At 43.6% G+C, this 25,346-nt stretch carries 16 protein-coding genes; 7 read left to right on the top strand and 9 right to left on the bottom strand.

Going from position 1 to position 25,346, the window contains the following annotated elements; translation table 11 throughout:
- The 4 genes from KAH81_08510 to KAH81_08495 all read right to left on the bottom strand — a co-directional run.
- Positions 1 to 200: hypothetical protein (locus tag KAH81_08510; GenBank protein ID MCK5833697.1), on the bottom strand; the 200-nt coding region annotated here is incomplete at its 3' end.
- A gap of 85 nt (positions 201 to 285) precedes the next feature.
- Positions 286 to 3,543, bottom strand: a complete 3,258-nt coding sequence (locus KAH81_08505) for a hypothetical protein (protein ID MCK5833696.1) — start codon at positions 3,541 to 3,543, stop codon at positions 286 to 288.
- Positions 3,540 to 4,655, bottom strand: a complete 1,116-nt coding sequence (locus KAH81_08500; GenBank protein ID MCK5833695.1) for a tetratricopeptide repeat protein — start codon at positions 4,653 to 4,655, stop codon at positions 3,540 to 3,542. Before KAH81_08500 ends, KAH81_08505 begins: the two co-directional genes overlap by 4 nt.
- A 16-nt stretch (positions 4,656 to 4,671) precedes the next feature.
- A complete protein-coding gene (locus KAH81_08495) occupies positions 4,672 to 6,615 on the bottom strand; it encodes a hypothetical protein (GenBank protein MCK5833694.1) in 1,944 nt (647 codons plus the stop codon).
- Positions 6,616 to 7,138: 523 nt separating this feature from the next.
- Here KAH81_08495 and purL point away from each other — a divergent pair.
- The 4 genes from purL (at position 7,139) to KAH81_08475 (ending at position 13,990) form a co-directional block, all read left to right on the top strand.
- A complete protein-coding gene (gene purL / locus KAH81_08490; protein MCK5833693.1) occupies positions 7,139 to 9,364 on the top strand; it encodes a phosphoribosylformylglycinamidine synthase subunit PurL in 2,226 nt (741 codons plus the stop codon).
- Positions 9,364 to 11,463 carry a T9SS type A sorting domain-containing protein gene (locus KAH81_08485; protein MCK5833692.1) on the top strand — a complete coding sequence of 700 codons (2,100 nt, stop codon included), beginning with the start codon at positions 9,364 to 9,366 and terminating at the stop codon, positions 11,461 to 11,463. Before purL ends, KAH81_08485 begins: the two co-directional genes overlap by 1 nt.
- 22 nt (positions 11,464 to 11,485) lie before the next feature.
- Positions 11,486 to 13,366 (top strand): carboxypeptidase regulatory-like domain-containing protein, encoded by a 1,881-nt coding sequence (locus KAH81_08480; protein MCK5833691.1) that lies wholly within the window; start codon positions 11,486 to 11,488, stop codon positions 13,364 to 13,366.
- Positions 13,367 to 13,498: 132 nt separating this feature from the next.
- A complete protein-coding gene (locus KAH81_08475; GenBank protein MCK5833690.1) occupies positions 13,499 to 13,990 on the top strand; it encodes a prepilin-type N-terminal cleavage/methylation domain-containing protein in 492 nt (163 codons plus the stop codon).
- 302 nt (positions 13,991 to 14,292) lie between these two features.
- Here KAH81_08475 and KAH81_08470 read toward each other — a convergent pair whose 3' ends face one another.
- The 5 genes from KAH81_08470 to KAH81_08450 form a co-directional block, all read right to left on the bottom strand.
- On the bottom strand, positions 14,293 to 15,165 hold the full coding sequence (locus tag KAH81_08470; GenBank protein ID MCK5833689.1) for an acetyl-CoA carboxylase carboxyltransferase subunit beta: 873 nt from the start codon (positions 15,163 to 15,165) through the stop codon (positions 14,293 to 14,295).
- Positions 15,158 to 15,961 carry a purine-nucleoside phosphorylase gene (locus tag KAH81_08465; protein MCK5833688.1) on the bottom strand — a complete coding sequence of 268 codons (804 nt, stop codon included), beginning with the start codon at positions 15,959 to 15,961 and terminating at the stop codon, positions 15,158 to 15,160. The genes KAH81_08470 and KAH81_08465 overlap by 8 nt, the downstream gene beginning before the upstream one ends.
- Positions 15,958 to 16,632, bottom strand: coding sequence for a tRNA (adenosine(37)-N6)-threonylcarbamoyltransferase complex dimerization subunit type 1 TsaB (gene tsaB / locus KAH81_08460; protein ID MCK5833687.1), 675 nt, complete (start codon positions 16,630 to 16,632; stop codon positions 15,958 to 15,960). Before tsaB ends, KAH81_08465 begins: the two co-directional genes overlap by 4 nt.
- Positions 16,633 to 16,746: 114 nt before the next feature.
- Positions 16,747 to 22,404, bottom strand: coding sequence for a hypothetical protein (locus KAH81_08455; GenBank protein ID MCK5833686.1), 5,658 nt, complete (start codon positions 22,402 to 22,404; stop codon positions 16,747 to 16,749).
- Between the two features lie 146 nt (positions 22,405 to 22,550).
- Entirely contained in the window at positions 22,551 to 23,591 is a 1,041-nt protein-coding gene (locus KAH81_08450) for a hypothetical protein (GenBank protein MCK5833685.1), read from the bottom strand.
- A 314-nt stretch (positions 23,592 to 23,905) separates the two neighbouring features.
- On the opposite strand from KAH81_08450, the gene KAH81_08445 reads away from it, so the two are divergent.
- The 3 genes from KAH81_08445 to KAH81_08435 all read left to right on the top strand — a co-directional run.
- Entirely contained in the window at positions 23,906 to 24,460 is a 555-nt protein-coding gene (locus tag KAH81_08445) for a hypothetical protein (GenBank protein ID MCK5833684.1), read from the top strand.
- 54 nt (positions 24,461 to 24,514) lie between these two features.
- Complete coding sequence (locus KAH81_08440) at positions 24,515 to 25,072, top strand: hypothetical protein (GenBank protein MCK5833683.1); 558 nt, start codon at positions 24,515 to 24,517, stop codon at positions 25,070 to 25,072.
- Positions 25,069 to 25,346 (top strand): hypothetical protein (locus KAH81_08435; GenBank protein ID MCK5833682.1); only part of this gene is annotated, 278 nt, incomplete at its 3' end. The genes KAH81_08440 and KAH81_08435, both read left to right, overlap by 4 nt.

Raw genomic sequence — 25,346 nt, 5'->3', positions numbered from 1 at the left:
GGCAACCCGCACCCACCCTCGGTTCCGGCGTTTATCTTATCCGGGTGAAGGTCGGTGAGCAGGCTATTACAAGGAGGGTTGTGTATCTGAAATGAGAACTGATATAAATACCACTCGATCCACATCGCACCAATAGCCCACAACGGGAGTTTCTTTATCTTCGGAATCGATTTAATTATTGAAGTTAGTGGAAGATGCAAATACAGCTTTCAAGCATTAGAAGAACGGGTGAGCTTTATGCTCACCCGTTCTTGAGTGATAGCTTATGTATATCGAGTTTCGTTTCTATTCGACGTTGCCCGAAGTTCCTTCCATATGTTTAACAGGTAATTCGAGCGAATTATCGATAGTCATATTGTCGAAATCGCCCAGCTTCGGCGGTAAGAAGCGCCCCGAATCCCTGAAACTCTGATTCACGAAGGTAACTTCCGGCCTTCTCCGAACGCCCGGTCGCGCCACTGGGTCGTCTCCATAGGGGAAACTAACGACTGCGACAGTATTCCATTCGCCGGTATCGCCAAGAACGCCGCCAGCCGAGAAACGATCCTCGCTGTCGGTTCCCTCATAAATTATTATCGATACAGTGTAACCGGAAGCGATAGCGTTTTCATCGTCGTGGTCGCTATAATAATGGACCTTGATCGTGTAATTCCCGTCCGGGCCGGTGAAGAGAGTGAACGTCTCCGGGCCGTATCCGTTGACATCGTCGTGGTCGAGCCAGCCGCCTATCGACGATCTCGGGTTGCTATAACCGACTTCCTCGCCGTTGGGGTCGGTGACCCAAAGGTCGACATCGGTACCGCCGGTGTTCCATGTCAACCGAACCTTGAGCATCTGATCGGGTATTTGGGCTATCACTTCGATTTCGTCCTCGGCGCGTTCGCCCTGTTCATTCGTTGCCCAGACCCTTATAATATTAACTCCGTTATCCCCGGATTCGAGCGATACGGGTGTGGAGAATACTCCGTCGTAGACCTCGATTGTTCTGCTTGCGCCGTTAATCGATAGCATCGCAGTGGTAACTTCCTTATCCGAAACAACGCCGGTAATAGTAACATCCCTGGCCATTATCGGGCTTTCGACCGGATCGAGGACAATGGCAAAATCGGGATAAACGACAAGTTCGGCATCGATGCGAGTTTCTTTATCGGGGTCCCAATAAACGATGAAGTATATCGGTATGCTGATCGGTTCGCCGCCCTCCGGAAATGGGATGCTCCCGCTGACTTGAACGAGGAACGAGCTATACGGTGCCCCTTCGCTTTCACCGGGAATCGCGCCAAATTCGGCCATCTGATTTGTAAAACTAATCCACGGCGATTCGGAATTTCCTACCGCGCGGACATTCTGCGCCGCCATGGTCCCCAAATTCTTCAAGTTAAAATAGAGCGCGACCGTTTCTCCGCTGTTGATATACCCGTTTGCGTTCCCCGGGGAATCGTCATAATTGAAACTTCCGTCCACCATTTCGATCTCAGCTTCCTCCAAAACAAATCCTGCGGATTGAAAGACCTCGAAACCGGCGAAATCCACGACCTTCAATTCGGCATTAAGATCGGTGCCCTCCGGAGGATCGCTTGGAGAATAAGTAAAAGACGCGGTTTTTGCAGTGATCATAGTGATGTCCGGAAGGATCATTTCGCCATTAACCGTCAGCACAATTTCGTCGAAGTTTGGTCCGCTCTCGTTATCGCCGAAGCTTCCAGATAAAAGAACAGTCTCGGTCGGATTGGTGCCGAAGTTGGGATTAAAAGAAAAATTTGTAATAAACGGCGGGATACCGCACACGAAATCACAAGTCGCTACCTCGGGTGGCTCGCCTTCGAACAGCAAAGCCGAAAGCGAAACGCTATGTTCGCCTTTGTTTTCCTCTGTTTCAGCCAGATCGTCCGGGGGATTATACGTTATGTCGCCGCTACTCGCGTCGTAGTCGTATGAGTTTATAACAGTGCCGTCGAGCGAGAAAGTAATGTCATTCTTTGGAATTCCCATTTCCCCGTCGAATGCCTTTGCCGCGATAGCCGGTTTAAGGTTGTTTTCAATTATTTCACCATCGGACGGCGAAATAATCGAAACATCGAGATCCAGCGGCGTGAGCCTGAAGTCCTTTTTAACCTGAAAGCTATTTCCCTCCGGCATCTTGATTTTAAAATCGCCCTCGTCGTCTTCGTAACCCTTGGCGACGATCAAGTAATCGTAGTCTCCAACCTTAACGCCGTCTATCGAGTATGTACCGGAAGCAATATCGGCTTTATAAACGTCATCGTCGCCGGAAAGTGAAATCTCGCCCTTTTTAACCGGCTTATCGTTATCGTCGTTTAAGACGGAACCGGAAAGCACGACCTTCGTCCCGAAATTGAAGTTTTTGCTTATCCATGAGGTCGAACGGGTTACAGAAATTTCTTCGGTTTTGGTTATTTCTTCGTCATCAATCTCGATAGTGGCTTCGAGTTCAATTTTTCCACCGGTATCTTCGCCCAACAATTCGCGTATTAGCAAAGAGAATAGAGTTACCTTAAGCGAATAGTGCCCGCTACCGTCGGTTACTGTGAGGATATCGTCGATTTCAATTTCGACGTCCTCCGCCGGATCGTCATCGACATAAACATAACCCTCGAAAACAATATCGCGGTTCACCATTGTCTGGAATTTTTTAAATTGGGCTATTACGCCATTTATTGCCTGTTTTTTCGCACGGTTTTTACGTGAATAAAAGTACTGCTCTAAAACAGGGTGAAGGCCTTCCTTGTAAAAGGAGGCTATGATATTGTTCTGGACTGCGATGTTAGGAACAGTGGCTCCGCCACCGACACCCGCATAAGGACCCGAACCGGCATTTAAAACCGCTTCGTCCCATTTTGAATTCATAGTATTCAGGACCGCTTGATGGATATCCTCCTTGGTCTTGATACCTACACCGTTGTAGTTATCGAAAACCCTATCCCAGTCCGCGTTTTTCATCTTATACATTTCCGTTCGCAATTTGATATACCAGTACTCGTTGTATTGGCCGTGAATCCCCGCAGCAAAGGTGTTTAACGTGTAGTCGATGAGGATTATCCCGACCCCGGCGACCTTCAAAGCCGACGAACCCCATTTGTTGATCGACCAGAATGTGGTGTTCTTTACTAGATTAAAAAACGCACCTTTCTTATCGCCGTTTGCAATATCGAAGCTGAGTTGAATGAGAATAACGCCAATGCCGACTCCGTCCAAAATGGTCCCCATTCCGCTGGAAAAACCGATCCCCGATAATTGCTTTAAAATAATCTCGGCTTCGCCAATGCCAGTGAGCGAATTGGCGACATCGGTAAATACGACCTGCCCCAATGCGCGTTTTTGTGCCGACGCGGTATAGTTAAGCTGGTTGCTGTAGCTTTGTAAAGCTTCAGAACATGCCGACTGCGCATCTGAATTGGTCAACGACGACTCGATCTGACTTCGTGTCGGAAGCTCCGTTAGTTTCTCCCTGCCCGGTTCTTCAGCTATCGAGACAGAGAATATAATGGATAACACTAAAAGGATAAAAATTGTTTTTCTCATTTACCCACCTCCATTGTATGAGTTACAAAATCGAGTCTATCGTGATATTCCGTATTAGCGGGTTCATTTGATACCGCTTTTTCATAAGCGACCTTAGCGTTCGCCATATCCTTTTTCTTATAAAGGTATATATCGCCGCGCAATGCGTATGCGTCGCCGTTTTTGCTGTTTTGCTTAATGGCTTTTTCTATAAGACCTAACGCGCCGTCGTAATTCCCTTGCTTGTATCGGATCGCGGCCATCGATGTATAAACCTCCGAAAACCGCGACTTCCACGATTTATCGTTCAACACTTTCTCGAAAAGACTGTAACTTCTGGCCGGCTCGGCCGATTGCGCAAGCAGGAGGCTCGCGACGAAAAATTGCGCCGTAGTCGATTTCGGTTTTTCGGAAAGCGCGCCATCGGCCTCGACGATAAAAGCTGGATAATCCGTGATAAAAAGTTTTTCCAGATAGATTTTCGATCCGGTAATATCTATGACCTTTTTCCAGTCCTTTAAAGCCTCCGAAATGCTGCCGCTCTCGATATTGGCGCGGCTTAACCATATATAATAAGCCTCTGCCGGGAGCGACCCGCTTTTTTTGTAATTTACGAGTCTCTCTTTGAACTCTGCGGCGGGAAGGCTTTCGTAAGATTCGCTTAGTTCCGAAGCGAGGGATATCTGGCTCTGCCCGCCGGTGACCGAGGTAGTAACCTGCCCGCTGTATTTCTCGATAAGCTGAACATAATATTTTGTTTTTGTGATTTCAAAAGCCTTTGCCCATGCCTCGACGGCCATATCGATATTGTCGAGCCGCATATAAGCGAAACCTAACCATTCGAAAGCCTGGAAAAATTTTGGGTCGAGAGAAACCGCGATTTCATAATTGTTCGCGGCATTGACAAAGTCATCGAGAGCGAAATACGCATTGCCCATACCATAATAGCCATGGGCAAAAGAATCGTCGAAATATATGAGCTTTCCATAGGCCTCGATCGATTCCTCGAAATCGCCGGATTCGTAAAGCTCGTTCGCCTTTTCGTATAATTTAAGCGTAACTTCCGGTGGTGAACCGATAATCGATACGCTAATAGCCGCGATTAATAAAATACAGATGAATGAAATTTTCATAATTTAATCCCCCCGGTTAAAAGGTTAACCTAAGGCCAAAGTTGAACTGCTTGATAGTCTCCCAAGAGGTTTCCGAACCCAGCGAGAGATAAGCAGTGAGATACTCGAACATTGTGTAATCGGCACGGAAATATATGTTAAACGGCGAATTATCCTTGGATATGGTCAATGATGTCAACAGATCCAGCTTGAGATTTTCCAATAGCACAACCTTGTTGTCGAGCCCGATACGATTGAAATTCGTCGTAGTATCCAGCGCCGCTTCGACATAGTCCCTCATGATAAACTCGTAAATACAAGAGGTCTCGAATTTATCCAGAAGAGCGATATTATCCGGCAATCCCCAAGAATAGGTGCCCAGCAGGTTCATGTTATTAGTGGAATAGTCCTGCATCCGAGTGAATTGATCGCGGAGTTGTATTTTCATATTCTGGGCGATAGGAAACCTAAGAGCGCCATATAAACTCACGGTAGAAGGTTCGGCTTCCGGATCGCGTGCATTGACATTGAGAAGAATGGAGAAATCGCTGGGGCTGTTAAGAATAACCGATCCATTGAAGGCGGAAAGCTTTTTCTTCCAGCCGAATGTCAGATAGTGTTCGTAGCCGACGCTAACCATTCTCTGGCTTATAAATTTGTTATCGTATTGCCTTGTATTATTGACGAGTAGCCCGAATCCCTGATTATCCGCGCCGTTTGGAATATCCGCACACTGCGCGCTAAATTCGCGGCCAACGGCCTGATAATGCGTTATAAATTGCGTATAACCGAGCGATTTATCAGACGAGCCGAGTCCATTGCGCGATTCGACGCGGTAGGCAATATCCGAGTCTTCCATGTAAGAATCATTAGCGTATAAGAACTCGCCCCTAAGCTCCCACTTTTCGCCAACTTTAAACCTCGGCTCGATACCCGCAACGGCATTGAGCGAACTGTTGCGCGTGGTGTCTCCATTGTCGTCGATAATCGGTTGGTAAAGAGAATCCACTTCTACCGGTTTGTAGAATTTAAGTGTGTTATGAAAACGCAGTTCCAATTTTTTAGAAAGCTCGGTTTTAACCGTAGTATATGTAACGTTCACATTAGGGGAGAGCGAATCGCTCGCGCTGTAATATCGAACAGTATAGTCGATTTTTCCCTTTTTGCCGCGAAGCTCCAAACCCCAGTGCTCCCGGTTGAGTTTGTAATCGGCGAAAATCCTCAGCGGATCCTGAGAAAGGCCAAAATTCTTTTTATAAAAAGCACCGATAGAAAGCAGATCGGCGATTTTGTAAGAAGTATACGCCGATCTAACCGGCGATTCGAGATCGCTTTCTGGAAGGTTATGTGAGTGGATTATCGGGCCTAAAACTAACTCGGATTTAAAACGGTCTTGCCAGTCAAAAAACATTGTAATATTAGCTTCGGAACGTGACCACGGAAGCTCGTGCTGTTCGCTCGAACCCATAACATGGGCCGATCCGAACATCCGAAAGTGAAAGCCCGAACCGAAATGGTAGTCCAGCCCTCTTTTGGATTTGGTGCCCTTGTAATCACTTCCGGTCGTGGCCCGAGGAATTCTCGCTTCGCCGTATTTCACAACGGGCGGAAGTTGCCGCTTTTCGGTGGAAAGTATATTGAAGAAAACTAAATCGTATTCGAGCGTGCCGTCTTCACTATATAACGCTAAGTTATATGTTCCATCTTCGAGGTATCTTCCCGGAGATATTTGAAAATCCCAGCGCCAGGAATATGTCCCCTCTTTTGGGTGAGTAGCGGGTTGTTCAAATTGAACATTCCCAAACCGGTCGAAGACCTTGAAAGAAAGGTCCATCTGCTCTCCCACCCGATAGGTGAGTTCTATACTTTGACCGTCTGATGCGTAAAACGTATTGGAGTTCACTCCGACAATTCCCACAAATGCTGCAAATGCACCGATAGGAAAAGTTAATAATATCAAAAGAGTGAAGAACTTATGCATATTCCCTCCCTGTATATTGTTGATGTTAAATGCGTTTCCCAAACTATAATTTTTCGCTCAAAAAAAATCCCGAATGAATTTCCCTGAATTAGCGTTCAAAAGCAATCGACATGCAATAAAATTAGATGTCTTGACTCTAAAGTCAAGAACTTATTCTGCTCTGGTATAATAGATTATTTTCATTTAGAAGGAAAACGTTACCGAAAATCAGGCCATATTTTCACTCTGAAAAACAACTCCTTATCCACGCCTTAGACACCTTAAAGGAAGAGTATTGAGCACGATCTCTTCAGCATCTTTTCTCATCGCGCACACCTCGGGAAAATTGCGATATGTGCTTATTCTCAATTTATTCTTAGAGATTAGCTCTTTTGGTAAGGTTGTTTCTTTTTATACTCACGGCTTTGCTTAATATCAATAATTTACAAAGCATAATTAGTCTCACTAATATTCCCTCTTGACCGAATCGGGATAGGGGAATATATTCCAATGATAATTAGACTTAAATTTAGAACGGTCGTATATGAAAGAATCAATCGTCAATTTTGAGCTTGCAAAAGAACACGGTCTCACTGAAGATGAATATAATAGAATAATCGGGATTCTTGGACGAAAACCGACTTTCACCGAACTCGGGATTTATTCAGTTATGTGGAGCGAGCATTGCAGTTATAAAAGCTCGATAAAATACCTGAAACAACTCCCGCGTGAAGGCGAGCATGTGCTCGCTAAGGCCGGCGAGGAAAATGCAGGGGCTCTCGATATAGGTGATGGTATGGCAGTTGTTTTCAAGATTGAAAGCCACAATCACCCATCTGCGCTTGAACCATTTCAGGGTGCAGCAACCGGCATAGGCGGAATACTCCGGGATATATTTAGCATGGGTGCACGGCCAATTGCCTCGATGGATAGTCTTCGTTTTGGTGAGCTTACCGAACCAAAACAACAGCACCTTTTTAACGGTGTTGTTGAAGGAATTGCGAGTTATGGTAACTGCTTTGGAGTACCAACGGTTGGGGGAGAGGTAGTATTCGATGAAGCTTACGCCGGTAACTGCCTTGTTAATGCTATGGCTGTTGGTATTGCCGATGCAAAAAAAATAATGCCGGCCAAAGCTAGAGGTATTGGCAACCCTGTTTTCCTATTAGGTGCTACCACGGGGCGCGATGGAATCCACGGAGCAACTTTCGCTAGCGTCGAGCTTTCGGATAAATCCGCCGAAGATCGCTCAAGTGTGCAAATTGGCGATCCTTTTTTAGAGAAACTACTTCTTGAAGCCACACTCGAGATAATCGATAAAAAACTGGCAACGGGTATTCAGGATATGGGCGCGGCAGGAATCACATGCAGTAGCTCGGAAATGGCTGCGGCTGGCAGTGTGGGCATTCGTCTCAACCTAAATAGCGTTCCACTCCGTGAAGAAGGTATGATTCCCTATGAAATACTGCTTTCTGAAAGTCAGGAACGCATGCTGATCGTGGGTATCAAGGGCAAAGAGGATGAGCTTCGCGCAGTTGCTGAAAAATGGGAGCTTAATATCGAGTGTATTGGTGAAATAACCGAAGGCGACCGCTTGGTATGCTTTTGGGATGGCGAGATTATATGCGATGTGCCAGCGGAGACGCTCGTTTTGGGTGGGGGGGCACCGGTTTACAATAGACCATTTATCAAACCAAAAAACATCGAAGAAATTCATGCAAAGGGATATAAGCTGGATACAGAAAAGAACTCCATCGAACTTTTACAAGCCCTTCTTTCTATGCCATCGATCGCCAGCAAGCGATGGGTTTTCGAGCAATACGATCATCAAGTTGGCACAAACACAGTTATCAAACCTGGAACCGATGCGACACTGGTGAGGATAAAGGGTAAAAATAAATTTATCGCTATCTCCACAGATTGTAATGGCCGATATTGCGAGTTAGATCCATATGTTGGAAGTCAGCAGGCGGTTGCAGAATCGGCACGTAATGTAATAGCTACCGGTGCTTGGCCTATAGGTATCACAAATTGCCTTAATTTTGGCAATCCCGAGAAACCGGAAAGTTATTGGCAGTTCGTCCGGGCAGTGGAAGGAATGGGCGATGCCTGTAGAATGTGGAACATCCCTGTTACTGGCGGAAATGTGAGTTTTTACAATGAGTCACAATCCGGTCCTATATATCCCACGCCCGTTATCGGAATGATAGGCATAGTCGATGGTGAGGAGGCTATAATTCCTCAAGCTTTTTCAGCTGATCTCGTTATTGCCGTGGTGGGTGAAACCTCCATCGATGAATTCGGTGGAAGTGCGCTCCAAAAACTCACAAACAACGACCTTTTCGGAGCACCTCCAAAGGTTAATATGGAAATCGAGATAGCCAATGCGAAGTTTATACTCTCAGCCAAAAGTGCAGGTCTGATCGCATCCTGCCATGATATTTCAGATGGCGGGATAGGTGTTGCTTTAGCTGAATCGTGCATTTGGGGAGGCATCGGCGCCGAAATAGAGATACCGTTTAATTTTCGCTCTTCGGAGTTTCTATTTAACGAAACTCAGGGGCGGTATCTAATTGGAATACCAATAGATAAAGTCGATAACCTTAAGAATATGGCCGAAGAAAAGAAGTTAGCTTTAACAGTTATTGGTAAGACAACTAATTGTGAAATAAGTATTAAATCCGCTTTATATGAAGGAACAATTGATGTAAATATTCTTAAAGCTTTATATGAAAATGTAATACCTGGTATAATGCGAGGTGAAGTATAATGAGTTTAAAGTCAATAATAATAGTTTTAATCCTAATCGTATCTTCAATTCTTTTTGCCGATGGGGCGCTGGAATATGCTGGAAGCGGTATTTGGTCGGGATTTGAGGCTATAGCCTCTCCGGGCGGAGATTATATTTATACCGGGTTTCCTTATGGCCTTGGTGTCTTCGATGTTAGCGACTCATTGGATTGTTTCATCACCGATTGGAAATTTCTTGGTGGACAGGTTTCGGATATAGTAATTGCAGGCAATATCGCCTATCTTGCTGCCGGCGATGTCGGCCTCGCAATAATAGACATCACTGATCCGACAGATATCTCGCTTGTCTCGACTCTCGAAATTGGCGAATTTGCCAAGGGTATTGATGTTTCCGGCGACATTGTGATTATTGCAGGTAGTGCGATTGGAATATGCATCATCGATGTATCCACGCTATCCGCGCCTGTGCAAGTAGGTAGCTATAATCTTTCCGGCGGGTGTATGGATGTTGTCACCGATGGGAATATAGCCTATATTTGCCGTGGGCTCGGTGGTTTTTCAATAGTGGATTTTTCTACTCCATCTTCCCCCTCGCTTCTTGACTCTTACAGCTCCTCCACTTTGATACGCGAGTGCGCTAAATATGGTAATTATATTTTCTTAGCTGCTGAATTAACCGGATTAACTATTCTCGATGTCACAGACCCGGCTTCGATAACAGTTTATGGGACATATCCTGCGCCCACTGGAAGGGCGCTGGATTGCATCGATATTCAGGATGATGTGGCCTATGTAGGCGCTGGTAACTATGGTGTTCTTTCCCTCGATATAACAGACCCGGCAAGTATTACGCTGATCGACCGCTATCCGATGAGCACAACAAGCGTCATACGCGTTTCTATTGACGGTGGTATTCTCTATTTCTCGACCTCTGAAGGCCTACAGGTTCTGGATGTCGGAACATCACCGACATCGATGACCTTCGTAAGCAGACAAAATCTGCACTCGGGGATAGAATGTGTTTGGGGGAGTGGTTCAAAACTCTTAACTTCCTCTGGTATATACGGTATGGATGGCTTCAATATGCCAACTCCTTATAATCCACTGAATACATTCAATTTCACGAATGGAAATCGATTTTATGCAGCGCTTTACTATAATCATTATATTTTCGCTGCCGAGGCTAGCGACGGACTAGGTATTCTTAGGTCTAACAGTCTTGCTGAATATCCAGACCCCATTCGCATGATGAGTATAGGAGGAATTGCAAAACGTGTTATGCGTGTCGATACACTAATTTATGTTATGACCTCGATTGGTGTTACTCAATTAAAGATACTCAATCCCGAAGAACCAATTATCTTCTGGGATGCGCCCATAGATGACCCGGGGGCGTTCTATGCCACGCAGGATTATATATATGTATGTAACGAGGATGACGGATTTATAGTTCTCGAAACGGGAATGATGACAGAAATAGGGAGGGACGATAGTGCGGATGATCACGAGTATGTCGATTTAACTGTTTCAGGGAATTATGCCTATGCTGCTGCAGGGAGCGACGGACTGCTTATTTTCGATATATCCGATCCAACTTCACCGGAACTTGTTAAAGAAATAGATACTTCCGACGATGCGGAGGGTATTGCTACAGCCAACGGATGGCTTTATGTTGCTATAGACCGCAATGGAGTCGTTCCTTTTAAAATAGAGGATGTTGGTGATTCGCTCACTCAATATGATGATTTCGTTACAGGTGGCAGATCCAAGGGGATATATGCCAATGGCAATTACGTCTTTGTAGCGGATAGATATGCTGTCATGGTCCTCAGGAACACTGTCACCGATATTCAAGAGAATCTCTTTTTACCGCAAGCCGCAAATATAAATCTTTGGCCCAATCCATTTAACTCCGCATGTTACATCGAAACTCCATTTAACTCAGTAGTTAAGATCTATGACTCTGTTGGACATCTTGTAGCAGAATTGCCAGCAGAATTAAATAACAATGGTCTCGCTACATGGAGGCCATCACCACAACTAAGCTCGGGGAATTACCTTATTAGAGCTAAAAACGGAAATTCTGAATCTACCGGAAAGGCTATTTATATTAAGTAATAATCTAACAAGGGAGATTATAATGAGGGGATTAATTACACTTTTTGCGATCTTAACCTTAATTAACGCGGCCTTCGGAGTAGTGAGTATAGAAATAAATGGCTCCTCTGAAACAACAGTTACGCCACCAGCCGAATTGGATTTTCAAATAGGTCTTCCGCTTGCCGGAGATGCAATTGAATTAAGAGTCTATTTCGATGAGAATTTTAATAGAGTGATAGAACCCTCGGAATTGGGTTCTATATCGAGATTGATAGATGGTTTTCCATCGATAGGTTGGGTTGACGAAAATGACTACATTGTCGGCGACGATGACAGTGTGTCGAATGGGATTATTTATCACTCGAAAGAACTGACTTTCGACGAGGATCCCATGGGATTGATAGACACTTTTACCATATATTATGTCGCCATGCACGATGGTGAAGGCACTGCAGATACCGCCATTTTACATATTGTAGTTCCTGATACACCACCCGAGCCGGAAACACCTTATGTTTATGGTATCGTTCGCGCGTCCTCGGATTCGATGCCCATCGCCGGAGCGTTTTGTGTGGCTATAATCGGAGACGAAGATGAATCAAATGTTTCCATCAGCGATTCGCTTGGAAGATACTACATTGCGCTTTCGGATACTGGTGATTTAACGCTTCTTGTAATTCCTCTCGATAATCTCCATATAGGCTATGTAGCGGCTAGCGCTATTCATAGCTCTGACGATAGCCTTAGGATGAACGCATATTGCAACCTCGGAACCTCAATGATTTTTGGCAATATCTCATCGACACTTCCAGGCATTTTACCACCATTATTAATGGTAACCGCTTTTAATTCTACATCCTATTCTATAAGCGCTGCCTTGGTCGATCCGATTTCCGGAGATTATGTTATTCCTTCTTTAGAAGGGAGTGTTGTTGTCGAGTTATCGGAGGATATGGGCACTGGAACCGATGCATATATTGATCCCTCGATGCATGAAATTGAAGTTCCCTCCAGTGGTGATGTAACCGATGTGGATTTTGTTATCCGAGGAGTGGATTCTGGAATCGAGGGCATCGTTGCAGACTCGAGCGACGGCACAAGAGAAATCCCTCTCGAACTTATACCAGTTTATGCATTCAGCGAAAGCCTGAGTATAGAATTCAGTTCAGTAACCGAATCGGATGGACATTTTGTTATTCCAGTTAAAGGTGGTTATGAATACGAAGTTAACCTCTTGTCTTATAACGCAATACCTACCCCTTATGGTTATGAATCTATCTATGTGGGCGAAAGCGATACGGTTACAGACGCTAATTTCTATCTAAATACACTGACAACTATGCCTCGAGTCGAAGGAACGGTTATCGACGCGTCTGGCAATCCTGTCGAAAACGCAGATGTTATTGCTTATAACGAGGATCTTGCCTATCAACTTTCATGGCAACTTGTCGCTAGCGATATCGATGGTAACTACTCCTTCGAAAATCTACCGCCCAGAACGGGGGAGTGGAAGATTGGTGCTTATAAAGATGAGTGTGGTATTCAATCTCCGCGTTTACATCATATTGAAGATTTTGATGAGGATTCGACGATTACCGGTATAGATTTTGAGTTCGGTGGAACCGGTATTCATGAAATGGAAGCTTATCAAGTCGGTTTGTTCGAGATAATTGAGATACAACCAAATCCCTTTAATTCCACCGCGCAGATGGAATTTGTCTGCTCCAAGACGCTTGACTATGTCGATATTTCGATCTTCAATATTCTCGGTAACAAAATAAAAACAGTTTATCAAGGTTCAGTAGAACGAGGAACGAAAACGTTCCGTTTGATCATGCAAGATTACCCTTCGGGTGTTTATTATATAAAGGCAAGCAGCGGCGATTTGTCGAGCCGAAAGAGGTTGATTTTAAAAAAATAATCATTGCATTTTGCAATTTGCTTTATTAGTATTCAGAAGACTAAACGAATCTGTAACACCAAATCCCCTGTAGTCAAGCGCTAATGCTGTTTTCGTAGTATGGCACATTTATTGCGTATTATTTGTAATGATATGAAACGATTTTTATTTGAAAAACGAAGCGGTTTTACTCTCATCGAGTTGATGATAGTTGTTGTTATCATTGGCGTTTTATCCGCTTTAGCAATTCCGAGATTCAGCGAAGCCGCACGGAAGGCCAAATACACTCAGGCGCGGCTTTATTTAAAATATTTTTTCCAATCGCTTTCGATATTCTATACCGAAAAAGGTTGTTATCCCACTGAAGTATTGCCGAATATTCCGCCTTTTGGCTTAGTCCCTCAATATGCTGATGAATGGCCGGGTCCAGACCGTGATCCGATGAATTCTCTTTTCGATTACGAACAATGGCCAGCTACTGCGGGTAATTGGATCGGAGTTATTTACCTCGGTCCTAACCTCATACATGACGGCGGTTCAGGTAGTTCCACTTTTTATGCCTCTAATGGAAAACCTGGACAAATTCTCGAATTCGGCGATGATATTTATATTGTTATATCCACAGAAGGCAGAGTTTGTCCATAAAATAGCTTTTGTTTTTCTGATAACTCATTCCACTCAAGTAATCTCTCTTTATTTTAATTTTCTTCATTCCGAAAAACCGAAATCGACTACCGCGCAGTTTTTCATCGCGAGTTTGCTTCTCGCTCAATCTTCCGCCAAAATATATAGTTATTTTTAAATAGATAATTTTCTATTTGACTATTCTTTTGTAAGCTGAAACCAAAAAACAGGGGAGTATAGGCAATTTCATAAATTAAAACAAAGGTGTTATTGTTTATTTGAAAGTTTACATAATATATCTTATGAGTAGCAATGCAATAATTCTAATCTGAATTCTGAAACATATAATTCAATAAACCACTTACAGTTTTCTTTAATTTGCTCCTTGGAGTGATTTTATCGACGAAACCATGCTCCATAACAAATTCGGCAGATTGGAACCCTTGTGGCAATTCTGACCCTATTGTCTGCTGGATCACTCGAGGCCCTGCAAATCCGAGCAGAGCTTTAGGTTCTGAAATTATCACGTCGCCGAGGCTTGCGTAGCTTGCCATAACTCCAGCAGTAGTGGGATTAGTCAAAATTGATATATATGGCAATCCGGCTTCATGGAGTTTCGTAAGCGCAGTCCCAGTTTTAGCCATTTGCATCAGACTTAAAATCGACTCTTGCATCCTAGCGCCACCGCTAGCTGACACAGTGATCATGGGCACTTTGCGTTCCAAGGCTCGTTCTACTGCTCTGGTAAATTTTTCACCTAAAGCACTTCCCATAGAACCACCGATAAACTTGAATTGCATAAAACCGCAGCTTACAGGAATTGATTCTATTTTACCAATACCTGTTATTATGGCGGAATTTATGCCTGTTTTATTAATAGTATCTTTTAAACGGTCTGTATATCTCTTTGAATCTAAGAATGTTATTGGATCAGTTGATGTTATCTCTGCATCATATTCCTCAAATGTTCCATCATCGATAAGTATGTTAATATATTCGGTACCATCGATTCTAAAATGATGCCCGCACATATTGCACACCCAAAGATTTCTAGCAAGTTCCTTTTTATAAATGATCTCTCCGCACGACTCGCACTTCACCCATAGTCCGTCGGGGACCTCTCGCGCCGGTTGATTGATTGGGCCATTTAGCCTTTTCTTAAACCAGGGCACCTTGTTTTCTTTTTTATTATTCATTTGCTAAACTTCTCCCATAAGCATAAATTAATCTCCATAGATTTTCGGAGGATTCTTTTGCTGAATTTATAACACTATCATGAGAAATACCGTTATCGTTAACGAAATTCGTTACCCCCGAAATCCCTACAACACTCATCCCCAGCCTTGAGGCTTCGGCTGCCTCCTTCGCTGTGGACATCGACATCCAATCAGCACCCATAAAGCGTGCCATGCCAGCTTCGGCCCATGTTTCATATGTTGGACCCAAAATACTGCACAGTGTCCCTTTTCTAATGGGTATTCGCTCATTTAATGCTATTTCATATATCTTTGCACACAAATTCTTATCATATATACTTCTATGCGATACTTGAGACAACCTATTTACCGCCAATAACTGGAAATCAATATGATTTGAGAGTAGGCCAAGTTCCCCGGGTTTTGAATTTTCAGTTAGAGAACCTACGGCGCATGTAATAAATATCTTATTAATATTCAACAAGTTAGCTAACCTAACTTGAAACAGGATATTATTTATGTTCACGCCTTCATATAGATGAGTTCTCCCTGAAAAGACAAGAGCTAAAATATTGCTATTCATTAATTTAACTACAAGTAATTCGCCAGTATGTCCTATAACTGTTGGCACTGGGAAAGAAGGCAATTCCGTATATTTAAATCGCTGAATAATTTCAGCGAATTTATTAACAGCTCCGGCGAGACCTGAGCCTGTTATCACAGAAAAGCTACAATCTTCCGCAATACGCTTTGAGTGTAAAAAATCCAAAATTTCGTCAAAGCTATTTTCTATCATCTTGGTAAACCGGGCATGAAATCTCTTAAGTATTTAGGCAATAATAAGTTTATGTCATCAGCTCCACTAGAATTATATATAATAAGACCTAACTTACATAAAAATATACTATTATAAATATCATTTATTGGTTTTAAACCGGAATCTATAAATGGTTTAACTACCGCCTGATCTGCCAAATCAGTGACTAAAAACTTTGTTTTGCTCTCTATACAAGAATTTATAAAGTTATCTATCGAAAATATCGCCGATTCTTTGATTATACTTAAATTGTTCGATCCCACAGCGAAAATACCGCCGAAAACCTCGCCCCTTTTAGCATCGAGACAAGATGCAACCTTATCCATAATACCAACGCCAGCATATGCTCGCGCCATGAGGCTATCAACTGCTACAACAGGTTTATGGCTTGCATAAGCTATCCCCTTAACAGTAGAAAGCGCGACTCTAAGACCAGTGAATGATCCGGGTCCGATTGAGATAGCGATAAGATCGATTGAATCATAGCTGAGTTGTTTCTGAGAAAGGAGAAAATCTATGTTAGGTATCAGTTTTTCGGAATGTCGTGCTATGCTTTCGAGGGAAATCTCGCCAAGAGAACGCCCAAGCTCAGAATCATACAATGCAATCGAGCTTATTGAAGTAGCCGTATCTAATCCCAGCACAAGCATAGAAGTAATTTACTTCTCTAAAAAAATTTCGCAAGTTGTTTCAACTGCAAAAATATAAGGGCGGCCTTGAAAGGCCGCCCTGTTTGATCATATTAATATTAATATTAATATGTGTTATTTCATTCTGACTATTCGTTCTGTGAATTCATAATTATCGCCTTCTCCATCCTCGGCGATTATCTTGTAAATATACGTTCCATTTGCTATTTGGTCTCCCATCTCATCAAGTCCATCCCAACCAACGGAATTATATCCAACACCGGTCGGACATAATTCGAAGGTTCGAACCGGCCTCCCTCTCACAGTGAAGACCTTAACGGTTAGATCAACCATAGGTTTGGTTAAAACATAAGTGAACTCAGTGTAGTCCTTAAAAGGATTTGGGAAATTCTGGACTTCTCTGAGAGGAGAACCTTTACCTGTATATAACTCGAACATAGTGAGATTATTCTTCTCGTCGAGTTCCCCCATCAAGCTATCCGGATCGACCATTACATAAAGAACCTTATATTCGTCCTGAATTGTATAAGGTGTACTCACGATAGTAAAACTATCTGCTGGATTAAGCTCTGGGATAATCTTATCAGAACCGATCTGTTGAGTGCCCTCCATAAAGCGCACTACAGTGTTCTTCGCGGTTGTATTTCCTCCAATTCTCACTTGTGCGTTTAATGTAATCGCATCGCCTAACTCGAATTCAGCTTGCGAAACGGAAAGATCGCCATCCTCAAAGTAAAGATCGACGCCATAGAATATAGTATCGCTATCCTCCGGTCTGTAGCGCACCGCCCTTGTTTCGCTGTCAAGGTCCAGGCTGTCCCAGAATTCTGCCGCAAAAGCGCAGAATAGTTCAAGGAGATCATCATCTTCTGTGCGTTCGATTTCGATTCTGACAGGTATAATGCGCTCCTCCCCCGGTGGAATATGCGCGAAATTCAACCAATAGACAATTTTAGTATCTTCATTATAGGTATAAGGATAGGTATCGTCAGCCGAAATGAACGAAGCATCGGCTCCAACTTGCCCCTCAATGGCGATATTATAGGCGATATCGTTACCGATATTGGTAGCTACCATATCTATTATCATCTCGTTGTGCCCCTGCTCGAGCACATAATAACCATCGTCGCCGATAGGAACGCCATTCACTTCGCTAACGCGTTTGGCCATACGCATAAGCGCGCCTCGCGCCGTGACATCGATATCGCCACAGGTTTTTGACCGTGGAATACCCATAAAATCATTATAGCGCAAGGTTGCACCCTCGTCCAAAGGAAGCTCATCAGCGGCATAGGGTGCTTCAACAATGGCCTTTGCGGCTATCCAGAAAAGGTTAACGTCCACATTAGGTGGCCAAGGCATACCGACCTCCGAGGGTATCGGAGCTGAGAACCTGCTCCCTGCAACCGAAGCGCCGGAAACATTTGTGAGAGTTGGCCAATTCGTAAGAGTCGGCCTGCTGAATGCCCACTTCACGTCTGTCGATGGATTCTCAATCGATACATAGGTCTCGAGCTCGGTTTCGATATTAGATAAAACCGCCTGACCGCGAATTATCTCGGCATATTCGTCGATCGAACCATCAGAAAAATCGCGGCGAACAATCGCAAACAGAGCCGTTGGAACATTATACGAAACTGGAACACCCGGCCCGGGATCGGTATAATGTTTTTCGAATGCCGAAACCACCATAGGTATCTCATGAACGCCGACCGGCAAGTTGGGATCGAGCTTAATGTGATAAATATAATATGCCCGTCTTGATGATTGTATCTCGGGGATCATTATGCTTCCATCGGTATCGCCAACCTGGAACAGAACCTCATCTGCGCTTGGATTGAATCTCCAACCAGCAGTAAAAGTTCTCGGATCGTCACCGGGGATAATCGTTGGTTCGCCAGTCGAATCGAAGACAACATGTTGAGGCACGAAAGGTCTGGGATAGCAACCATACCAAAGGAATAACTCACTGGAACCTAAAGCTGAAATATCCGGTGTGACGGTTGTTTGATACCAATGATTGCCTGTGTTATTATCGACTTCGACTACTATCTGTAAAAAAGTTCCGGTTTCTGTCCTTGGATACCCGGCTTCATGCAAAGCGGAATCTGCTGAAGATGCCCATGGTATAGCTGTTAATGTAACTGGTTCATATATGGGATCTATGCGGGCATTCCAATATGCATCGGGTTGGAACAAGCTCGATGGTTCTCTGCCGCCAACATGGGTTGTAATTGTAACATCGCCATAACCTGTGCCATCGAGATATGGATCATATAGAATATCGAATTCGACCGGTTCCTCGGTCTCGGATATCTGCCATTGAAGAAGAACGGTATCAGGATGAATTGGGATTACTGTTGGATTAGCTTGTGGCCATAGAGAAATATTATGCCCTTTAGCAAAAGCGAACTGAGCGTGCGACCACTGCACCCATGGCGATCCCCCGAAGATTTCCTCGTTAACAAGCCATACCCCTTTGTTGATCTCGACAGGGCCTTCATAGCCTTTACCTTCATAGGTCACATGAACAGTGAGGCGAGTTTCGCCCAGATGTTCACATAGGTCGTCTCCATAAGAGCTGTCAGCTCCCGGACACCATCCCTCATGGGGTTCGGCAAGGTCGCCTTCGATTGGGAAGAACGTCCATGGATTCACCGCAAAACTGTCCTCTGCATCCTCGCCAAAAAGCGGAGGATAGACATCGTGAAGGTAACCCGTTCCACTCACGAACCTATCGCCAAAATCGTCATCCCAGTCGTCTTCACCATCGAAGTCATCGTCATCGAGAGCAGGCGGAATAAGTATCTGCGGGATTAATATCTGCCATTTAAACGGTAGTTCTGATACGATTATTGTATCGCTAACCGAGTCGTGGTGCATATATGGCCTGAAACCATCTACAAGCTCGGATACATCAATATTACCAAAAGCATCGCGCGGAAGATCGATACTATATCCACCCATTCCCTTCGGTATTTCATGCACCATGTAACCAACCACACCGTCGCCTAAACTATCAGGCACAGGTGAGGTCTGGAGCCAGCCTCTCCCCTCTCCATCATAATCGAAATCGAACTCGCCCCAATCTTGCCCAACGACCTTTAACCAATACCTACTATACTCCGTGCTTGCGCAAAGATTGAAAGTAAGATCGGCGTCGCCATACTTGGGCAAATACTGCATCTGCTCATGACTTGTTGGATCGGTTATCTCATAGGTTGCGCTAATATACTCGAACTGAAGAGGATTTGGTAGTGGCGTGTAATAAGTGTAGCTCACACGAATCGGCGTCTTCTTTTTGATAGGCTCGCCCCAAATCGTATTATACTCGATCCAACTATATCTACTTGAATCACACCAGGGGCTTGTCATAGTCGGTTCATTGCCGCCTAGATTAAGAACCGCGATGTATTCTCTTCTTGGCCACGGCACATGCCCGACATCGATAGCATCGGGATCGGGGACAACATCGCCGTCGTCCACAAAAACGAAGCCCTCATAAGCCCCGAAATGGACATAAACAAGTCGCTTCCAAATAATTTCACCCGCAAGAGTATCGAACTCCATCCAATCTTCCCAATTGCTGTAATAATATGGTTCATCGCCTATCTCGGAGATAGTATCGACATCTACTGAAAGGCTGCCGGCTGCCTCGGCTGCGCCAAGAGCCATGCCAACAAGCGGTGGCGGATCAATCCAAAGTTCCCAACTGGCATAGGGATCGAACCAAGTGTATCCCGGGAAGGGATCAAGGTTCCAAGTCCATTCGCACCTGAGCGCTCGAATCTTATCGTCAGGGTCTTCAACTTCGAATATGCCATCGTCATCTATATCAACAGGGTGAATTCCATCGCCATCGATATCCTCGAACTCATCCGACCATGGATTGAACCAATAGATTTCTTCATAAATCATGGTATCCGGCGCGGGGTGCATGGTATTTACATCTAGCCAAGCATCGGGATTACCGTCGCCATCCATATCTCTATATACTTCTCCCGGATCGATCTCACCGTTTCTATTTACATCATAATCGCCCCTCAATAGGTCAACAAACCGTCCGCCTGGAGTGCGGATAATCGGAATGGACATGGGATCGACCCAATAAATAGGAATGTCGAGCGGAATATATTGCACATACTTAGTGTTTAAACCTGCGGTCCTCTCCTTGTTCTCGAAAATCGACCATATTTTAAAAGGCTGGAAGTATTCTCCCAATATGTTCTTCCAATTAAGATCAGCATCGGCAACAATATCAGCTTCAAAGAGGAATCTCCCCTTTATGCTATTTCTGTATATCCAGCGCTCTATTCCCTCGACCGGATCTGTGAAAAACATGGTGCTACTGGATATGCGACAATATCCTCGATTATCATCGAACATGTAATCGTCGATATCTGACCATTTCGGATCATCTTCAGGTGGAGTAGTGAGTCTATAAACAATTATCAATTCACCGTTAGCGGGAATGGTTCCAATATTATAGGTGATACTCGATGATGTTACTGAAGATGGTGCTGGTCCGGAAAGAGTAGCTACATAACTGAATATTCCCACGAGCTGTTCGGTCACAGACACATTAGTAATTGGCGCATTCCAGAGATTCCTAAGTCTAATCGTTACTTCAAATTCCTCCGCACGGTTGACCGGTAAAGCGATAGGCGCGACATCGACCGAGTCTGTAGCGACACCGGTAAGCACGCTACGGACATGCATAGCCCTTTCCGCGAATGCGGAAAGAATTGCGTTAGCAGAGTATTGCCATTGCCGTTCATCCCCTGAGGTTATAATACCTGTTGTGGGCATTCCTGCGTTAAGGAGAATCCTTCCGCCACCTGTTGGATGAACGATTCCAACCAACGGTTTACCAATATCGTCGGAATCCCAGCTTGAAAGAATCCTTAATATTGTATCCATTTCTGCAATGTTAAATGTCGGCCCGAGAACCGTATAGACTCCATTTGTAGAAATATAGAATCCAAGCGGGTGTTCTTGATTGACCCGTTCTACATCACAAAATCCGCTAACCGCGCCCTCCACTCTGTCGTTTATATCGATGCTGCCAGATGGGAGTATTCCGTAGGCCTCAAGAAGGTATGACGCGTTTCCTTCAGTATAGATTGTTCCACCCGAAGAAAGAAATTCGTTTAAAGCAAGCCCTAGGTCTGGATAACGCTCGACTGTTTCGTCCATATAAACAGCAAGGCTTCCAGATGCTGTCGAGAATGCAGGAATAATGACAACACGCGTCCGCCAATCGAAAGACACTACCTGTGAATCTACAAGGCTTTGGACAACATTCGCAGGGAGTTCGAGGCCATTAAATAGTTGAGTGTAATATGGATATTGCCATGTGCAACTCATGCCATAATCATCTAGGACAGAGCCTTTAATAATCGCAATAGATTTTTCTCCGGGAATTGAAATGGAAAACGCTTTTGGATAATTAGTGGGACTGTATTCATCTCCAAAACCAAAATCAAAAGGTCGCATCGAACTAAGCGTGTCCGGCCAAAGGAAATTTCCCCTATTGAGAGCGCTTGCACTCCACAAAATTGGCACTTCACCATATTCAGTGGCAAGCCCAGCGTCGAATGTTCCTCTTTCCATCCAACTAGTGTATGCCTTGGATTCTGCAAATATATATGCCGCACCAGGCGAGCCTTGCGAATCATTTATTGGAATTGTTGTAAGATTTGGGTAAACCGGGAAAACAAAAATAGCCAACATTAACAAGCTGGCTAACCTTATAAACCATATCCGTGCCATTTGGACCTCCCAATTGGCCGCGGCCACGGCTTCAAAACTTTTACACGTAGAGTATAAACGGATATTTCAATAATTCAAGTGTTTTTTTATTATTTTCAAGTTCTATACAAAATTAAGCCTAGAATTCGATATTTGGTATAAAATAACTAGACCTTCTTATTGTCGTCCTTAGGTTTTTTAGCTCGCTGTTTTAATATCTCCTTTTCTTTGGTAGAACCAGGTTCAGTTAATAACAGCTCTAGATCGACTTTCTCGGCGCTTCGAGTGTGTCCAGCATAATCGCTTTCCGGTTCTTCATCTTTCATGATAAAATCGACATCTACTCTTTCAAAGGCGTATTTTTTCCTGTCTTCCTTAGCGGGTGTTTCAGATTTGTCTTCATTTTCTTCGTCATTTGAAATGGTTTTCATATCCAGGCTTCGCGGGTCATACTGAAGGTGAATATTGAATAATTTGCCACCGCCTTCTCTATTAAACCGATGTTCTTCCTCTGTCAACGGGGTAACTCGGAGCACGAGTGTTTCGTTAAAAAATCTAATACGATATATGGCTGCGCCAACAAGTTCTCTCAGATAGAGTAAATCGAGTGTCAAAAGTTCTCCGGGAGTTTCCGCAAGAAATATCGGTGCAAAAAGCGTGCTTTTTTCAGGCTTCTTTTTCGAAAACCCAGAAACATTATCTCGCATACTTTCAATTGTTTCTTCTAAATTAATAAGTTCTTTAAGAAGATCATCTCTATTGAAACCGGCATGCGGCAGTAATTCTAAAAGATGGCGGCGTTTTGCATCGTGACGAGCTATCTCTTCGAATTTTTTTGTTAGCTTTTTAACATGTTTGGAATCCCCCTTTAAATTAGGGAAAAGCCCGCGAAATCTTTCATAAATGAATTTTATTAATTTTGTATCTATAAACTGATATCTATGAATACCACTTGATTCACAACGGCGACTACAGCCGTAGAACATACTCGGTTCCTCTTCCCTTCCGGTCAATGAAAGTGGAGAATAAAGGGCCATTTTGTGTCCACAGTAACCGCAAGTGAAAAAATTCTGGTTTTCAAGCACAGTCCAAAGGCGATTAGTGGTTCTCACCCGAATTAGCCTATCTCGAAACTGGGTATATCTTTTTTCAGAAAAACTTTCTGGCTGTTTTTCGGTTTGATCGTTATTTTTTATTATCTTTGCCATAAAGATAAATATCTCCATAATTAATAGTTATAATCATAGTGAAATATAAAAAATAAAAGTAATTTGTCAATTTTGGTAATCTATACAATGTTGCTTCTAAGCTTTTATAGCTGATTTAATCCTAAGACTAACTATCTGAAGGTAAAATAAAAGATTTTGTGGACATATTGTGTTTAAAGCCAATATTAATAGACATTATATCGATTGCATTTAACTTATTGCAACATAGGATTAATGTTGAAAATAGATATTTTTTATTTAAACTATGATTTGTTGACTTGAAAACCCTTTATAGCTCGGTTTAGAAAACCTATATGAAAAGAAATATTTTATTACTTACTCTCTTTTTTTTGTTGCTTACCCCCATTTTTGCCCAAAGTGACGTTTTTTCTATAAACATTACAATCAATTATATAGAAATCTCTCTTGAATATATATCCGGCGGGAATTATATTGCTTGGTGGATTTCTGATTTGGTTCCTGGAGATACAGCTATTACCGATTTCGACGAATTGGTTAAAGTAATTAACCGTAGCAATATATCGGTGGATATTTTATGTTCGGCCTGGGATGCCCCAGATAGCACAACAATAGACTCGTTGTGGCCTATTTGGACAATATCGGAAGATGCAGGTATTGATACATTTGCTTTATTGTGGGCTAGCTATAATACTCCGCCTGTTTCTCCAAATTTTGCCGACGCACAGAGTGTTTTTGAGACTCCTATTCGCATAGAAAATAATATTACATCAGGCGAAGAAAGATATTTTAATGGATGGTTCATAGCTCCAATCGAAGGCTATGCTGGCGAACGACATCGCTTGCAAACTAGATTTACAGCCGTGCCATCGGTTATACCCGGGTATTGAGTATAAAATTTTACATTTGATATAGATTATAAATATATTTACCGAAAGGAAGAAATGAAAAGGATTGTTTTGGCGATTTTCGTCATACTTGCAGTTGGAGCTCTTTATGCTCAGGAATCCGAGAGTTTTACGATCACGGTGACCGTTAACTACATCGATTTTTCACTTCGCAATGCCGCCGATTCGGCACCATACCCTAATTGGCCAATTGATAATGTTAATGCGGGAGCAACATCTGAGATGACTACCACCTCAGTAGGAACTCATATCCTGGTCGATAACGAGAGCAATGTAGCGCTTGATTTTGAAACATACAGCACCTCCTTGGCTCCTACGGCATGTGGATTCGGAACTCCTACCGCTTGGGTAGCTGGTGCCGCTAGCGGAGTAGATACATACCTTCTAGAGATGGGAGTAGGTGATGTTTCCACTGCGCCCGCCACTGGAGATTATGATATCATCGACGGCGCATCTCTTCCTGCAGCAGACCTGGTGAATTCCACTGTAGCTGGAGAGAGCTGGCGTCTTTACTCTAAGCTTACAGCGCCTCTTACGGCTTCTGACGGTTGTGAACATACAATAACCGTTTTTGTTGTCGCAACCACGCCATGATGATTTTTAAGGTAATCGGGCGGTGCATTTGCATCGCCCTTTTTATTATCCCCACTCTTCATGCTTTACGGATGAGCCCTGCCGTTTTTGTGGCTCAAAATGTTCCTTTAGGCGAAAAAAAAGACTTAAATGCCCCTTTAGTGCTCAGTCCCAGCGAGGGCGAATCTCCAAAGTATTTTATCGTTGAAGTTCTTACTTCGGAACAAACAGGTCGCTCACCTATCGAGGGATTTGAGGATATCAAACCGGAATATTTCGAGGTCGAGGGAAAGCA

It is taken from the genome of bacterium (assembly GCA_023145965.1).
GTDB lineage: Bacteria > UBP14 > UBA6098 > UBA6098 > UBA6098 > UBA6098.
The sequence above is the reverse complement of the archived record's forward strand: the minus strand, read 5'-3'. Positions and strand labels throughout refer to the sequence as shown.

What these genes read in the sequence shown, in the direction of transcription:
- KAH81_08465 (MCK5833688.1), bottom strand. Translation starts at nt 15,961, where the DNA reads ATGATAGAAAATAGCTTTGACGAAATTTTGGATTTTTTACACTCAAAG.
- KAH81_08470 (MCK5833689.1), bottom strand. Translation starts at nt 15,165, where the DNA reads ATGAATAATAAAAAAGAAAACAAGGTGCCCTGGTTTAAGAAAAGGCTA.
- KAH81_08500 (MCK5833695.1), bottom strand. Translation starts at nt 4,655, where the DNA reads ATGAAAATTTCATTCATCTGTATTTTATTAATCGCGGCTATTAGCGTA.
- KAH81_08505 (MCK5833696.1), bottom strand. Translation starts at nt 3,543, where the DNA reads ATGAGAAAAACAATTTTTATCCTTTTAGTGTTATCCATTATATTCTCT.
- tsaB (MCK5833687.1), bottom strand. Translation starts at nt 16,632, where the DNA reads ATGCTTGTGCTGGGATTAGATACGGCTACTTCAATAAGCTCGATTGCA.
- KAH81_08455 (MCK5833686.1), bottom strand. Translation starts at nt 22,404, where the DNA reads ATGGCACGGATATGGTTTATAAGGTTAGCCAGCTTGTTAATGTTGGCT.
- KAH81_08440 (MCK5833683.1), top strand. Translation starts at nt 24,515, where the DNA reads ATGAAAAGGATTGTTTTGGCGATTTTCGTCATACTTGCAGTTGGAGCT.
- KAH81_08475 (MCK5833690.1), top strand. Translation starts at nt 13,499, where the DNA reads ATGAAACGATTTTTATTTGAAAAACGAAGCGGTTTTACTCTCATCGAG.
- purL (MCK5833693.1), top strand. Translation starts at nt 7,139, where the DNA reads ATGAAAGAATCAATCGTCAATTTTGAGCTTGCAAAAGAACACGGTCTC.
- KAH81_08445 (MCK5833684.1), top strand. Translation starts at nt 23,906, where the DNA reads ATGAAAAGAAATATTTTATTACTTACTCTCTTTTTTTTGTTGCTTACC.
- KAH81_08485 (MCK5833692.1), top strand. Translation starts at nt 9,364, where the DNA reads ATGAGTTTAAAGTCAATAATAATAGTTTTAATCCTAATCGTATCTTCA.
- KAH81_08495 (MCK5833694.1), bottom strand. Translation starts at nt 6,615, where the DNA reads ATGCATAAGTTCTTCACTCTTTTGATATTATTAACTTTTCCTATCGGT.
- KAH81_08450 (MCK5833685.1), bottom strand. Translation starts at nt 23,591, where the DNA reads ATGGCAAAGATAATAAAAAATAACGATCAAACCGAAAAACAGCCAGAA.
- KAH81_08480 (MCK5833691.1), top strand. Translation starts at nt 11,486, where the DNA reads ATGAGGGGATTAATTACACTTTTTGCGATCTTAACCTTAATTAACGCG.